This is a genomic window from Amycolatopsis sp. NPDC050768, assembly GCF_040654155.1.
Taxonomy (GTDB): domain Bacteria; phylum Actinomycetota; class Actinomycetes; order Mycobacteriales; family Pseudonocardiaceae; genus Amycolatopsis.
This window is the reverse complement of the sequence record NZ_JBFAHL010000001.1, coordinates 281,922-295,719: the sequence shown is the minus strand read 5'-3', so window position 1 is coordinate 295,719 and position 13,798 is coordinate 281,922. Positions and strand designations below refer to the sequence as shown.

General features: G+C 69.6%; 14 protein-coding genes. 9 read left to right on the top strand and 5 right to left on the bottom strand.

Features of this window, described 5'->3' with window-relative positions; translation table 11 throughout:
* Positions 1–391: 391 nt before the first annotated feature.
* The gene (locus AB0H62_RS01475) at positions 392–706 is read left to right on the top strand and encodes a hypothetical protein (RefSeq protein ID WP_220246288.1); all 315 of its coding nucleotides are present in this window, start codon (positions 392–394) and stop codon (positions 704–706) included.
* A 199-nt stretch (positions 707–905) separates the two neighbouring features.
* Positions 906–2,207 carry an amidohydrolase gene (locus AB0H62_RS01470; RefSeq protein WP_220246289.1) on the top strand — a complete coding sequence of 434 codons (1,302 nt, stop codon included), beginning with the start codon at positions 906–908 and terminating at the stop codon, positions 2,205–2,207.
* 396 nt (positions 2,208–2,603) lie between these two features.
* Here the strand turns inward: AB0H62_RS01470 and AB0H62_RS01465 are convergent, their stop codons facing one another.
* Positions 2,604–3,056 carry a gamma-glutamylcyclotransferase gene (locus AB0H62_RS01465; protein ID WP_220246290.1) on the bottom strand — a complete coding sequence of 151 codons (453 nt, stop codon included), beginning with the start codon at positions 3,054–3,056 and terminating at the stop codon, positions 2,604–2,606.
* 131 nt (positions 3,057–3,187) lie between these two features.
* Here AB0H62_RS01465 and AB0H62_RS01460 point away from each other — a divergent pair, with 131 nt between their 5' ends.
* From AB0H62_RS01460 to AB0H62_RS01435, 6 genes are all read left to right on the top strand, one after another.
* Positions 3,188–4,591: an NAD(P)H-quinone dehydrogenase gene (locus AB0H62_RS01460; protein WP_220246291.1), complete on the top strand. Its 1,404-nt coding sequence runs from the start codon at positions 3,188–3,190 to the stop codon at positions 4,589–4,591.
* A gap of 109 nt (positions 4,592–4,700) precedes the next feature.
* Positions 4,701–5,162 carry a hypothetical protein gene (locus tag AB0H62_RS01455; RefSeq protein ID WP_360584629.1) on the top strand — a complete coding sequence of 154 codons (462 nt, stop codon included), beginning with the start codon at positions 4,701–4,703 and terminating at the stop codon, positions 5,160–5,162.
* A gap of 231 nt (positions 5,163–5,393) precedes the next feature.
* Positions 5,394–5,618 carry a hypothetical protein gene (locus tag AB0H62_RS01450; protein WP_360583480.1) on the top strand — a complete coding sequence of 75 codons (225 nt, stop codon included), beginning with the start codon at positions 5,394–5,396 and terminating at the stop codon, positions 5,616–5,618.
* 40 nt (positions 5,619–5,658) lie between these two features.
* Complete coding sequence (locus AB0H62_RS01445; RefSeq protein ID WP_360583478.1) at positions 5,659–6,042, top strand: hypothetical protein; 384 nt, start codon at positions 5,659–5,661, stop codon at positions 6,040–6,042.
* A 100-nt stretch (positions 6,043–6,142) separates the two neighbouring features.
* Positions 6,143–6,742: a class F sortase gene (locus tag AB0H62_RS01440; RefSeq protein WP_360583476.1), complete on the top strand. Its 600-nt coding sequence runs from the start codon at positions 6,143–6,145 to the stop codon at positions 6,740–6,742.
* Between the two features lie 99 nt (positions 6,743–6,841).
* Positions 6,842–7,636: a VOC family protein gene (locus AB0H62_RS01435; RefSeq protein WP_220246295.1), complete on the top strand. Its 795-nt coding sequence runs from the start codon at positions 6,842–6,844 to the stop codon at positions 7,634–7,636.
* Positions 7,637–7,719: 83 nt separating this feature from the next.
* Here the strand turns inward: AB0H62_RS01435 and glpK are convergent, their stop codons facing one another.
* Positions 7,720–9,225: a glycerol kinase GlpK gene (gene glpK, locus AB0H62_RS01430; RefSeq protein WP_360583474.1), complete on the bottom strand. Its 1,506-nt coding sequence runs from the start codon at positions 9,223–9,225 to the stop codon at positions 7,720–7,722.
* A 49-nt stretch (positions 9,226–9,274) separates the two neighbouring features.
* On the bottom strand, positions 9,275–10,219 hold the full coding sequence (locus AB0H62_RS01425; RefSeq protein ID WP_220247364.1) for an MIP/aquaporin family protein: 945 nt from the start codon (positions 10,217–10,219) through the stop codon (positions 9,275–9,277).
* A 151-nt stretch (positions 10,220–10,370) separates the two neighbouring features.
* Here AB0H62_RS01425 and AB0H62_RS01420 point away from each other — a divergent pair, with 151 nt between their 5' ends.
* Entirely contained in the window at positions 10,371–12,083 is a 1,713-nt protein-coding gene (locus tag AB0H62_RS01420; RefSeq protein ID WP_220246297.1) for a glycerol-3-phosphate dehydrogenase/oxidase, read from the top strand.
* 116 nt (positions 12,084–12,199) lie between these two features.
* Here AB0H62_RS01420 and AB0H62_RS01415 read toward each other — a convergent pair whose 3' ends face one another.
* The gene (locus AB0H62_RS01415) at positions 12,200–12,730 is read right to left on the bottom strand and encodes a GNAT family N-acetyltransferase (protein WP_220246298.1); all 531 of its coding nucleotides are present in this window, start codon (positions 12,728–12,730) and stop codon (positions 12,200–12,202) included.
* Positions 12,731–12,757: 27 nt separating this feature from the next.
* Positions 12,758–13,750, bottom strand: coding sequence for a hypothetical protein (locus AB0H62_RS01410; protein ID WP_360583472.1), 993 nt, complete (start codon positions 13,748–13,750; stop codon positions 12,758–12,760).
* Positions 13,751–13,798: the final 48 nt, after the last annotated feature.

The window sequence follows — 13,798 nt, the reverse complement described above, 5'->3', positions numbered from 1 at the left end:
GATAAGGGGAGCCGCCACCCGCCATCCCCGCAGATGACTGCGGACCCGCCACACGCCATCCCCGTGGATGACAACGAAGCCACCACCGCCAACCCCGCAGATGACCGCGAAGCCGCCACCCCCCAACCCCCGTTCGAGCAACCGAGGCGACAAAAGGCCCGCCGAACCCACCCTCGGTGGCCCACCGGCCCCGTTCGGCTGACGAACGGTCCCCCGAAGTGACTTTGGTCTGACCTCACGACCGCTCCACGCTCCGTGACGACCGGTCACCGTGTGGAGATGCGGTCGGCGGGCGATGGCGCGGGCTGAACGGAGCGCCTCCACCGCGTGGCGGCTGACGTCGCGGCCGTTCGGCGGGCAGAATGCGACGCAGTGCCGTAGAAGGGATGTCATGGCGAAGGTGCGGGGACTGCTGCTGGTCGGCCTGCTGGGCGCGTTGTTCTACTGCGCGGCTCCGGCTCAGGCGGCCGTCGTCGAGGCGCCGGCTCAGGCTCAAGCCCAGGTCCAAGCGCAGACCGCGGCACCTGCGGAAGCGCTGCTCCCGGCCCCGCAGCAGGCGGCGCCGGGTCCGGTGCTGGACCCGACGCAGACCGACAAGGCCAACGCGCAGAAGACGCGGAACAAGCTGATCGCGGGCGGTGTCGCCGTCGTGCTGCTCGCCATCGTGTTCTTCGGGCGGCGGAAGCGTAAGAAGGGCAACGGCTGAATCGGCCCGGTTCACCCTGACCGAATTTCGTCGGGCCGTTCAACGCAGATCCGGTACCGGCCGTCTCGGGTCCCCCGTCGGGGCGAGCGGCTTGCCACCTGCATGGTGCACGATCATCTGCAAATGCGTACGACAGATCGAACGGCACGGTGCGGGTCCCAGGCGCCACCGGTGTTGCGGGAGCGGGAGGAGGTGCGGTGTGACTGTGCTTGACTCACGTCCGGACGTTCCAGGTGACCCCGAGGGTCGCATGGCCAACCCGATCGAGGCGCCCATCGCGCTGATCACCGAAGCCGGCGTCAGCATGGCACCTGTGGACGATCTCGGTGCGGGGCGTGGGCCGTTCTGGCTGGACGACTGGCTGCGGGCCAACGTCACCGACGTGCTCGCGTGGCGCCGCCACATCCACGCCCACCCGGAGCTGTCGCGGCACGAGTTCGCGACCACGGAGCTGGTCGTGTCGCTGCTGCGCGCCGTCGGGCTCAAGCCGTGGGTGCTGCCCGGCGGCACCGGTGTGGTGTGCGACATCGGCCAGGGCGAGCGCTGCGTCGCTCTCCGTGCCGACATGGACGCGCTGCCGCTCACGGAGGACACGGGTCTGCCGTATGCCTCCACCACGGAAGGCGCGGCCCACATGTGCGGGCACGACGCCCACACCGCCATCCTGCTGGGCGCGGCCCGCGCGCTGGCCGGCGCTCCCGAGCTGCCCGGCCGCGTGCGCCTGATCTTCCAGGCCGCCGAGGAGGTCATGCCTGGCGGCGCGCTGGACATGATCGCGGCGGGCGCGCTCGAAGGCGTCGAGCGGATCTTCGGCCTGCACTGCGACCCGCGACTGGAGGTCGGCAAGGTCGGCACCCGCGTGGGCGCGCTGACCTCGGCCGCCGACCTGATCGAGCTGCGCCTCACCTCGCCCGGCGGCCACACGTCGCGGCCGCACCTCACCGCGGACCTCGTGTACGCCCTGGGCACGGTCATCACGTCGCTGCCGTCGGTGCTGTCGCGCCGCGTCGACCCGCGCTCGGGCACGGTGCTCGTGTGGGGCGCGGTGCACGCCGGCCAGGCCGCCAACGCGGTCCCGCAGGACGGCGTGCTGCGCGGCACCTTGCGCACGGCCGACCACGAGGTGTGGACGGCGCTCGAACCGCTCGTCGCGTCGTCCGTGGAGTCGCTGCTCGCGCCCACCGGCGTCGGCTTCTCGCTCGACTACCGCCGCGGCGTGCCCCCGGTCGTCTCCGACCCGGAGTCCACGGCGCTGCTGCGCGCGGGCGTCGAAGCCGCTCTCGGGGAGCAAGGCCTGGCCGGCACGGAGCAGTCCTCCGGCGGCGAGGACTTCGGCTGGTACCTCGAGCACGCCCAGGGCGCGTTCGCCCGCCTCGGCGTGTGGCCCGGCCCGCCGGCCCCTCAGGCCGACATCCACCGCCCCACCTTCACCCTCGACGAGCGGGCGCTGATGGTCGGTGTCCGCACGCTGGTCCACACCGCGCTGGCCGCTCTCGCCTGAGTTGTCCACAGCCTCACCCGCTTGAGTTATCCACAGCTCGGCCGAGCTGTGGATAACTCAAGCGGGTGGTTTTTGCGTCCAGGCAAAGCCCTGTGAACACCGTTTTCACCCGGTCTCGTGAACCCTCATCGAGCCGTCGAGCCGCCTATTCACAGCGGGTGATCAACGGCCGCCGGGGCACTTCGGTGAAAGTGGTTGAAACGAGCGTTTTTACCTATACCCCAACGGATCCAAGCCGCCTATAAGCACCTTTGACAACTCGCACGACGGCCGCAAAACAAAGCGTCGCAAGCAGAAAACGTGAAGCCGTGTCAGAGCTTTACCGACTGATGGTGAACACCGTTCATGATGCCCAGGTCGGCGCGTAAATCCGCCGAGTTGTCCACAGGGCTGTGGTCAGCCGGTGATCCCAGAGCACGGCCGGGTGCGCAGGTCATCCACATAGTCGGCGGGGGCTCCGGCGGCCTCGGCCGCGTCGGCGAGCACGCCGAGGTAGCGCGCGGACGGCAGGCCGCCCTCGTACGCGTCGAGCACGTACAGCCAGGCGAGCACCGAGCCGTCCATGGTCTGGACCCGCAGGCGGATCTTGTTGTGCATGCCGAGCTCGCCGCCTTCCCAGCGGTCGAGCCCGGTCTCGTCGAGCGAGGTCACGTCGTAGAGCACCACGAAGACCCGGGAGGCCGGGTCCTCGACGATGGTGGCCAGCGCGCCTTCCCAGCCGAGGTCTTCGCCCCCGAAGGTCAGCCTCCAGCCCTCCAGCCAGCCGGTGCCGGCCATCGGTGCGTGCGGGGCGCGCTCCAGCATCTGGGCGGGCTCCATGTTCGATCCGTAAGCGGCATACAACGGCACGGGCGACAGCCTAGCGACCCGCTCAGCGCACGAGCGGATGCACATGCCGTGTCCGGCCACTTCGCTTGGCGACGGACCCCTCCGCGTACCGTTGGACCCACCGGCCACACGCGTATCGAGGAGGACCTCAGGTGACCAGGATCGTGATCATGGGCGGGGGCCCGGCGGGTTACGAAGCCGCCTTGGTCGCCGCGCAGCACGGCGCCGACGTGACGATCGTCGAGCGTGACGGCCTGGGCGGCGCTTGTGTCCTCTACGACTGCGTTCCGTCGAAGACGTTCATCGCGTCTTCCGGCGCGCTGGCGAAGATGCACGACCTTGGTGAGCTGGGCATCAACACCGATCTGGCCGACACGAGCGTCGACCTGCCGACCGTCCACGGCCGGGTGAAGGGCCTCGCGCTCGCGCAGTCGGCCGACATCCGCGCCCGCGTGCAGCGCGAGGGCGTGCGCGTGATCAACGGCACCGCCAGCTTCTGCGACGAGGAGCCGGGCCTGGCGACGCACAAGGTCGCCGTGACCCACGCCGACGGCACCACGGAGGCCGTGGGCGCCGACGTCGTGCTGATCTCCACCGGCGCCACCCCGCGCGTGCTGCCCGGTGCGGTGCCCGACGGCGAGCGCATCCTCGACTGGCGCCAGCTCTACGACCTCACCGAGCTGCCCGAGCACCTCGCCGTGATCGGTTCGGGTGTCACCGGCGCCGAGTTCGCGTCGGCGTACACCGAGATGGGCGTGAAGGTCACCGTGGTGTCCAGCCGCGACCGCGTGCTGCCCCACGAGGACGCCGACGCCGCCGCGGTGCTCGAAGAGGTCTTCTCGCAGCGCGGCACCACCGTCGCGAAGCACGCGCGCGCCGAGCGCGTGGAGCGCACGGAGAAGGGCGTGGCCGTGCACCTGGCCGACGGCCGGGTGATCGAGGCCAGCCACGCGCTGATGACCGTCGGGTCCATCCCGAACACCGCCGACATCGGCCTCGACCGCGTGGGCATCGAGCCCGGCCCCGGTGGGTTCATCACCGTCGACCGCGTGTCGCGCACCAGCGTGCCCGGCATCTACGCGGCGGGTGACTGCACCGGCCTGCTGATGCTCGCGTCGGTGGCGAGCATGCAGGGCCGTATCGCGATGTGGCACGCGCTGGGCGAGGGCGTCGCGCCGATCAAGCTGAAGACCGTGGCCGCCAACGTGTTCACGCACCCGGAGATCGCGACCGTCGGCATCAGCCAGCACGCCATCGACTCCGGCGAGGTGCCGGCGCGCACGATCATGCTGCCGCTGGCCACCAATGCCCGCGCCAAGATGGAAGGCCTGCGCCGCGGTTTCGTGAAGCTCTTCTGTCGCCCCGCCACGGGTGTGGTGGTCGGCGGTGTGGTCGTGGCGCCGTCGGCGAGCGAGCTGATCCTGCCGATCGCGCTGGCCGTGCAAAACCAGCTGACGGTGGACCACCTGGCGCTGACGTTCTCGGTGTACCCGTCGTTGTCGGGCTCGATCACCGAGGCGGGGCGTCAGCTGATGCGCCACGACGACCTCGACTGATCCCGGTCGATCTGGTTCGGACAGTTTTTCCATTCCCGCGCAACCCCACGTGGCTCGCCGCGTCTTGTGCGGTGACAGGCTGATGACTGAGCGGGACAAGGGGCCGAGGGTGCGCAAGAGGGCGGTTTTCGTTGCGGCGGTGGCGATCGGGACGGTCGCCGTGGCCGGACAAGCGGTGGCGGCGACCGGAGGGCCCGCGGCCGCGCCCGCGCCGGCCGTGACCGTGCAGTTGAACCAGGACACGGCGGCCCTGCACGGGCTGGTGAACCACTTCCAGCGCGGCGAGTCCAACGTCGCCCTCGCCGACTGCCCCGGCGCCAAGGCCGGCTCGACCACGTTCAGCTCGCCCGTGCTGAAGTTCGCGAACTACGACTTCGGCCCCTTCGTCGGCGTACGCGCCACCGTCTCCGCCGACGCCGACCTCGTGTCCGGCACCGCCGCCGGCGACTACCCGCTCACTGTGGCGTGCGGCGGAAAGACCTACGCCGCCACGTTCACCGTGCCGGCCGCCCAGGTGGCGACGGTTCCTGCTGGCGCCGCGAAGGCGGGCGACGGAAGCCTCGCCGAATAGCGCATCCAGACCCACTGAAAGCCGCCGGGAACCATTTCCGGCGGCTTTTTCGTGTGCGCCGGACCGAGTTCCCGACGTGCTCGAATCGTTACCCTGATTGACAACCCGGTGCAGGTCAGAGACGTCTTCATGGTGTCGGAGGAGCACGGTCGCGCGGCAGGGGGAACTGTACGCGCGGGGTTGTGGAATCCGCTGTTCTCCGTTGCGGAAAATCAGTTGAGGGGAAACTCCATGAAACGCATTGCAGTTTTTTCGTCGATTCTCGCGGCCGGTCTGCTCACGGCCGCGCCGGCCTTCGCGGCCGAGTCCACCGCGCCGACCACGCCCGGGCAGCCGGCGTCGAGCACCTCGACGCCGGTCCCGCCCACGTCGGGACAAGCCCACACCGCCGACGGGCGAGCACCGGCCGCCCAAGCCGTCGCTCACGGTCCTGCCACGCGCGGCCAGAGCCGGTGACTCGGTCACGGCGCGGGTGGTGTGCCCGCCGAAGACGAGCATGAAGCTGTCTTCGCCGGTGATCACGTTCGGGGAGCTCCACGCCGTCGGGACGGAGCAGCCGCTCGAGACCGCGTACGTCTACCAGACGCTGGCGGACGTGAACAAGAACGCGAAGCCGGGGACCTACACCGTCACGTTCCTCTGCGGCAAGGCCAAGCTCGCGCAGAGCTTCAAGGTCCTGCCGGCCAAGGACGCCGTGGTGACCACGCCGACGACGCCGAAGCAGGTCACCAAGGTGCCGGTGGGGGCGCCGCAGACCGGTGGCACCGACGGTCCCGTCGACGACTCGTCGTCCGGGCTCGCGTTGGCCGCGGGCGCGATGGGCGTGCTGGCCCTCGGCGGCGCGGGGATGGTGCTGGCGCGGCGGCGCTCGCGCGGCTGACGAAACCCGGTCGCCGGAGGGGAGTCGCGGCCCCTCCGGCGACCGCGCTCGGTCACCTGGTTGGGTGCTCAGTGCGCCCTCGGGACCCGAAGGGGGAGACATGTTCAGAAAGACTTTCGCCGCGGTGGCTCTGGCTGCGCTGGCCGTGCTCGGTGGCTGCGCCGCTCCGTCCGCTTCGTCCCCGCCGCCGGTGGGACATTCCCTGACGCCGCCGGCGCCCGAGACGTCCGTGGTGCTGCCGAAGTCCAAACCAGTGTCGCTGGACATCCCGAAGATCGACGCGCACTCCACGCTCGTCCCGCTCGGGCTCAACGCCGACAACACCGTGCAGGTGCCGCCGGTGAGCACGCCGTTGCAGGCCGGCTGGTACGAGTACTCGCCGACGCCGGGGGAGCGCGGCCCGGCGGTGGTGCTCGGGCACGTGGACGGCAACAAGCACGAGGGGATCTTCTTCCACCTCAAGGAAATGGCGCCCGGGGACCAGGTCTCGATCAAGCGGGAAGACGGCAGCACGGCGCGGTTCGAAGTGACCAAGGTGGACCAGGTGCCGAAGGACGTGTTCCCGAGCGACGCGGTGTACGGCGACACTCCCGACGCGCAGCTGCGGCTCATCACGTGCGGCGGCGCGTTCGACCGCGCGGCGCACAACTACGAGGACAACGTGATCGTCTACGCGCGGCTCGTCGCCGACGGTCACTGATCGCTGCTCGTTCGTGATGGTTCGCGGTTTTGTCGGTGGCCGGTGTAAGACTGTGGCCGCAGACACAATCCGCATCGCAACTGATCATGGGGAGTGCAGATGTTGTTCCGCGACGAACGCTGGCCCGACGGCACGCCGTGCTGGGTCGACCTGATGGTGCCCGACAGAACCGCCGCCGCGAAGTTCTACGAAAGCCTGCTGGGCTGGGACGTGCAGTTCGGCGGCGCCGAAACCGGCTATTACGGCATGGCGCAGCTCGCCGGGCGGCCGGTGGCCGGGGTGGGGGAGATCCCGGCTGAGCAAGCCGGCATGCCGGCCGCGTGGACCACGTACCTGGCCGTGTCCGATGTGGACAAGGCCGTGGCCGCCATCGCCGAGGCCGGCGGCCACGTCGTCGCCCCGCCGATGGACGTGATGACCCAGGGGCGCATGGCGATCGCGACGGACTCGACAGGCTCCGTGTTCGGCCTCTGGCAGGCCGGTCAGCACTCCGGTACGCAGGTCACGCTCGCACCGGGCGCGCTCGCGTGGAACGAGAACATGTCGCGCGACTTCGCCGCCGCCAAGACCTTCTACGGCAACGTCTTCGGCTACTCGTTCAACGACATCTCGAACGACGAGTTCACCTACGCCACCCTCGACATCGACGGCCGCCCGACCGGCGGCCTCGGCCAGGCGAACGGTGACTACGAGCCGGGCTGGATGACCTACTTCTGGTCTGTCGACGTCGACGCCGCCGCGGCCAAGATCCCCGAGCTGGGCGGCACCGTGACCGAGAACCCGGTGGACACGCCGTTCGGGCGGATGCTCATGGCCAAGGACAACCAGGGCGCGTCCTTCCAGCTCATGGCACCCAACGAGCAGTCCGGCACCCAAGAGGGCTGGGGCGCCTGACCCGAACACCTGCCGGATCCAGGAACGCGACCGGCCCCCGTCCGAAGCAGGACGGGGGCCGATCGCCGAAACGAAACCGCGGGTCAGTCGACCCAGTCGAACGTCTTCGTCACGGCCTTCTTCCAGTTGCGGTACTCCGATTCGCGGCGGGACTCGTCCATCGACGGGTCCCACTGCTTGTCCTGCGCCCAGTTCGTGCGGATGTCGTCCTCCGACGCCCAGAACCCGACGGCCAGCCCGGCCGCGTAGGCCGCGCCAAGGGCGGTGGTCTCGGCGACCACCGGCCGGATCACGGGCACGCCGAGGATGTCGGCCTGGAACTGCATGAGCAGCTCGTTCACGACCATGCCGCCGTCGACCTTCAGCGACTTGAGCGGCACGCCGGAGTCGGCGTTCATCGCGTCGATGACCTCACGCGACTGGAACGCGGTCGCCTCGAGCACGGCCCGCGCGAGGTGGCCCTTGTTGACGAACCGCGTGAGGCCGACGATCGCGCCGCGCGCGTCCGAGCGCCAGTACGGCGCGAACAGACCGGAGAACGCCGGCACGAAGTACGCACCGCCGTTGTCCTCCACCGTGCGGGCGTGCTCCTCGATCTCCGCGGCCGACGCGATCATGCCCAGGTTGTCGCGCAGCCACTGCACCAGCGAACCGGTGACGGCGATCGAGCCCTCGAGCGCGTACACGGTGTCGTTGGAGCCGATCTTGTAGCAGACCGTGGTGAGCAGGCCGTTGTCCGACATGACTTTTTCAGTGCCGGTGTTGAGCAGCACGAAGTTGCCGGTGCCGTAGGTGTTCTTTGCCTCGCCGGGCGAGAGGCAGGCCTGGCCGAACGTCGCGGCCTGCTGGTCGCCCAGGATCCCGGCGATCGGCACGCCCGCGAGCGCACCCTTTTCGCGAACCTTGCCGTACTCCTCCGACGACGAGCGGATCTCCGGCAGCATCGAGAGCGGAATGCCCATCTCCCCGGCGATGTCCGCGTCCCACTGCAGCGTGTCGAGGTCCATCAACAGCGTGCGAGACGCATTGGTCGGGTCGGTGACGTGGATACCGCCGTCGGCGCCGCCCGTCATGTTCCACAGCACCCAGGTGTCCATGTTGCCGAAGATCAGGTCACCGGCCTCGGCTTTCGCGCGGGCGCCCTCGACGTTGTCGAGGATCCACTTGACCTTCGGGCCGGAGAAGTACGTCGCGAGCGGGAGGCCGACCTTCTGGCGATAACGTTCCTGGCCACCGCCCAGCGCGCCGAGCTCGCCGACGATCTTGTCCGTGCGCGTGTCCTGCCAGACGATCGCGTTGTACACCGGCTTGCCCGTGGTCCGGTCCCACACCAGCGCCGTCTCGCGCTGGTTGGTGATGCCGACGGCGGCGATGTCCTTGGTGGTCAGGTCCGCCTTGGCGAGCGCGCCCCCGGCAACGGCGCGCGTGTTCTCCCAGATCTCTTCGGCGTTGTGCTCGACCCAGCCGGCCTTCGGGAAGATCTGCTCGTGCTCGCGCTGGTCGACGGCGACCACCCGGCCGGAGTGGTCGAAGATCATGCAGCGGGTCGACGTGGTGCCTTGGTCGATCGCGGCTACGTACGAAGTCATGATTGCTCCCTCGCTCTGGCGAGACCCAGCTGAGACGTGATCTTGCCGGTCATTCGGCGCTCGACCGATGGCTCGGCTCCTCGGCCGGGACCCGCCCCGGCTCCGGCTCGACCTGGACGAGCGCGTTCTCGCGTGCCGTGAGCACCTGGCCGATGAGCAGGTCGTAGATCAGGATGCCGACCACGCCACCGATGAGAGGCCCGGCGATCGGGATCCACCAGTAGTTGCTGAACCAGTCGCCGTTGCCAGGGAAGGCTTTGTTCCCCCACCCTTCGAACAGGGTCAGCAGCCTTGGCCCGAAGTCGCGTGCCGGGTTGATCGCGTAACCCGCGTTCGTGCCGAACGACAGCCCGATCCCCACGACCACGAAGCCGATCAGGAACGGTCCCATGTTGCTCTGGGGCGCGTTGTTGCGGGTGTCGATCAAGGCCGCGATGATGCCGACGAGGATCGCGGTGCCGACGATCTGGTCGAGCAAGGGTCCCCACACTCCGCCGCCGAAGTACTCGGCCGGGAAAGTCGCGAAGATGGAGAACGTGCCCAATGAGTCCGGTCGCGACAGTGGTGGGTTCTGTGTGGCGTTGAAGGTGTTGATCGCGTCGTGGTACACCGCGTAGACCACTGCGGCCCCGGCCAGCGCGCCGACCACCTGGGCGAACCAGAACGGCAGCACCTTGGCCCACGCGAACTTCCGCCGGACCGCGAACGCCAGCGTGACGGCCGGATTGAGGTGCGCTCCGCTGACGCCGGCGGTCATGTAGACCGCGAACATCACGGCGATGCCCCAGCCGAATGCGATGATCAGCCAGTTGGACGCACCGAAATCGACCGATTGCCGGCCGGAGCCGGGCAGCCCCACCACCGCGACCGCGACCGAGCCGCAGCCGAGGAGGATGATGACGGCGGTTCCCAGAAACTCTGCGAGTAATTCGCCACCAATACTCGAGCTTAGTCGGCTCCAAGCGTTTGACCTCTGAGAGATTTGTTCGCTCATCGCTTCCCTCCCAATTCGCCGCTTCGTTGCGCCGAGATCGTCCATGCTGCTCTGCCACGCCGGTACGGACAAGTTTCCGGCCGGGCGAAGTGCTCGGTAGTCGTGCAATGCTGGGGGTGTGCAACAGCCAGTCGCGAGGAGGGCAGCCGCGGTGACGGAAGCGAAGCTGGGGCCGACGGTGCGCGAGGAGTCCTGGCAGCGCCTCGGCAAGGAGACCTTCGACCTGGTCGTGATCGGCGGCGGGGTCGTGGGTGCCGGGACGGCGCTCGACGCGGCGACCCGCGGCCTGCGCGTGGCGCTCGTAGAGGCCCGTGACCTGGCATCCGGCACGTCGAGCCGGTCGAGCAAACTCTTCCACGGTGGCCTGCGCTACCTGGAACAGCTGGAGTTCGGCCTGGTCCGCGAAGCGCTCCACGAGCGCGAGCTGATGCTGACCACGCTGGCCCCGCACCTGGTCAAGCCGGTGAGCTTCCTGTACCCGCTGACCCACCGCGTGTGGGAGCGGCCGTACACCGCCGCGGGCCTGTTGATGTACGACCAGATGGGCGGCGCGCGGTCCGTTCCGGGGCAGAAGCACCTCACCCGGGCGGGTGCTTTGCGGATGGTTCCTGCGTTGAAAAGGTCGTCGCTCATCGGTGGCATCCGCTACTACGATGCGCAGTCCGACGACGCCCGCCACACCATGACCGTCGCCCGCACCGCCGCGCACTACGGCGCCGTGGTGCGCACGTCGACCCAGGTGGTGGGGTTCCTGCGCGAGGCCGACCGCATCTCGGGCGTGCGGGTGCGCGACGTCGAGGACGGGCGCGAGACGGAGATCCAGGCCGGCGCGGTCATCAACTGCACCGGCGTGTGGACCGACGAGCTGCAGCGCCTTTCGGGCGGGCGCGGGCGGTTCCGCGTGCGCGCGAGCAAGGGTGTGCACATCGTGGTGCCGCGCGACCGGATCGTCTCGGAGTCGGGACTGATCCTGCGCACTGAAAAATCTGTCCTCTTTGTCATCCCGTGGCGCAACCACTGGATCGTCGGGACGACCGACACCGACTGGCACCTCGACCTGGCGCACCCCGCGGCCACGAAGCACGACATCGACTACATCCTCGACCACGTGAACACGGTGCTGGCCACACCGCTCACCCACGACGACATCGAGGGCGTGTACGCCGGCCTTCGTCCGCTGCTGGCGGGCGAAAGCGAGGAGACGTCGAAGCTTTCGCGTGAGCACGCCGTCGCGCGCGTGTCGCCGGGCTTGGTCGCGATCGCGGGCGGCAAGTACACGACGTACCGCGTGATGGCGGCCGACGCCGTCGACGCCGCCGTGGTGGACCTGCCGGGCCGGCCGCCGTCGTCCATCACGGACAAGGTGCCGCTGCTCGGCGCCGACGGCTACCACGCTCTCGTGAACCAGGCCGACCACCTGGCCTCGCAGCACGGCCTGCACCCGTACCGCGTGCGGCACCTGCTCGACCGGTACGGCTCGCTGGTCCACGAGGTCCTGACGCTGGCCGACGGCCGTCCCGAGCTGCTCAAGCCGATCGACTCCGCGCCCGACTACCTGGGCGTCGAGGTCGTCTACGCCGCCAGCCACGAAGGCGCGCTGCACCTGGAAGACGTGCTCGCGCGGCGCACCCGCATCTCCATCGAATACGCCCACCGCGGCGCCGACTGCGCCGACCAGGTCGCGCGCCTCGTCGGCGAGGTGCTGGGCTGGTCCGCGGAGACGATCAAGCGCGAGGTCGACGTCTACACGGCTCGCGTGGAGGCCGAACGCGAGTCGCAGTCGCAGCCGACGGACGAGTCGGCGGACGCGTTGCGGGCTTCGGCGCCGGAGGCTCGGTCGGGGATCATCGAGCCGGTGAGCTGAGGTCTGTGAAGGGCACCTTGAGGGACTTGGATTCCCCGAAGGTGCCGTTGGCGGCTTTGCACCGAAGGGCGCCCCGGCTCGGCCGAGGCGCCCTTCGCTGAATTTTCACCGCTGGTTCAGGCCTTGCGGATCCACCTGATCAACGGCTCGCCGGTCGGCGCCGGCGTCCGCTCCGGTCCGACGTACGCGAACCCGCACTTCGCGGCGACCGATGCCGACACGACGTTGCTCTCCTCGTGCCGGTAACTGATCTCCTGCAGCCCGAGCCCGCCGAAGCCGTAGCGCAGAGCCGCGCTCAGCGCCGTGCTCGCCACGCCCTTGCCCCGCTCCGTGGGATGCGTCCAGACGGAGGCCTCGGCGGTGTCGAACGTCAGGTCCAGATCCCGCAACCCGACCTCCCCGAGCAGCCGTCCGGTCGTCGGCTCCGCGACCGCCCACGAGCACCGCTCGTCGCACGACCACTGCACCGTGCGCAGCGCGATGTACTCGGTCGCTTCGTCGAGCGTCCGCAGCCGGTAGTTCAGCACGTACCGCTTGTGCTCCGGATCGGCGAACGCCTCCATCAGCGCGGCCCGGTCGTCGAGGTGCCGGTCCGCCCGGAGCTGGCGCAGGTAGTACGCGCCCGCGTTGATCTCCACGGGTTCCACGCCACGAGGGTAACCAGAGCCGGGCCGTCAGCGCTCCCAGATGACGGGTGCGCCACCCTCGTCGAGCGGCCCGTTGGACACGATTCCGCCGATCGTGTCGTCGTCGCCGACGGAGTGGACGTCGCCGCTGCGGTAGCCGTCGGGCAGGGGCAACTTGCCGAGTGGCGTGGTGTCCTGCCAGGCGAAAGGAGCGCCGGCGTTCGGCGTCGTCAGGTTGGGCAGCTGACCGGCGCTCAGCCCGGTGCTGTTGACGAACCGGGCCTGGTCACCTTGGGGCAGTGGCTCGGGGCGGTCCGGGGCGGTCCACCTGAACGCCTGGCTCGGCGGCGGGCCGTCCGGGTTCGCGAACCCGACCACCACGCCGTCGCGGATGGCGAGCGCGAACGCCGAGGAGTAACCGGCCGGAAGGGTCAGCGGCGTGCTCCCCCCGTTCTTCCACAGATGGTCCGAGAACAGCACGGTGCCGTCCTCGTCGAGGTCGCGTGCGTCGGCCCACTCACCGGTGTGCGGGACGATGACCAGGCCTTGCCCGAGAACGGGCCACAGTGCGACGGCGTCCTTGGCCGGGTCGTCGGCGAAGAGCAGCGCCAGCACGTCGCCGCGGTCGTTGAGCGCGGTGGCCTGGCTGCCGACGTAACCCGGAGCCTCCGGCAGGAGGTGGAAACCGTTGCCGTCCAAGAGGAATCCGCGGCTGAGGCCGGTGTCGTAGTCGACCGCGTCGCCGAGGACCACGCCGGAGCTGTTCTCGTCGACCACCCTCGCGAACTCGTAACCCACCGGGAGCCCGCGCACGGTGGGCTGCCCGTTGGTCCACGTCACGACCTGTGAGGTGCCGTCGATGGCGAACTCGCCGGCGAAGCCGCCGTGGCCGTCGGCGCCCATGAGGAAGCCGGTCGCGTCCTCGTGCCCCTTCGGCAGGGGCAGCAAGGTCGCGTGCCAGGTCTCCGCGCTCGCCGGGACTGCCCCCAGGCCGGTCACGACGACAGCGGCCGCGGCGACCGCCAGTGCTCTGAGCTTCATGTGATTCCTCCCCTTTGTCGGAGAGTTCACGAAGCAGACGAACCGGAC

Coding starts and splice junctions, on each gene's coding strand:
- AB0H62_RS01450 (WP_360583480.1), top strand. CDS start 5,394: ATGAAACGCATTGCAGTTTTTTCGTCGATTCTCGCGGCCGGTCTGCTC.
- AB0H62_RS01475 (WP_220246288.1), top strand. CDS start 392: ATGGCGAAGGTGCGGGGACTGCTGCTGGTCGGCCTGCTGGGCGCGTTG.
- AB0H62_RS01410 (WP_360583472.1), bottom strand. CDS start 13,750: ATGAAGCTCAGAGCACTGGCGGTCGCCGCGGCCGCTGTCGTCGTGACC.
- glpK (WP_360583474.1), bottom strand. CDS start 9,225: ATGACTTCGTACGTAGCCGCGATCGACCAAGGCACCACGTCGACCCGC.
- AB0H62_RS01435 (WP_220246295.1), top strand. CDS start 6,842: ATGTTGTTCCGCGACGAACGCTGGCCCGACGGCACGCCGTGCTGGGTC.
- AB0H62_RS01445 (WP_360583478.1), top strand. CDS start 5,659: ATGAAGCTGTCTTCGCCGGTGATCACGTTCGGGGAGCTCCACGCCGTC.
- AB0H62_RS01440 (WP_360583476.1), top strand. CDS start 6,143: ATGTTCAGAAAGACTTTCGCCGCGGTGGCTCTGGCTGCGCTGGCCGTG.
- AB0H62_RS01425 (WP_220247364.1), bottom strand. CDS start 10,219: ATGAGCGAACAAATCTCTCAGAGGTCAAACGCTTGGAGCCGACTAAGC.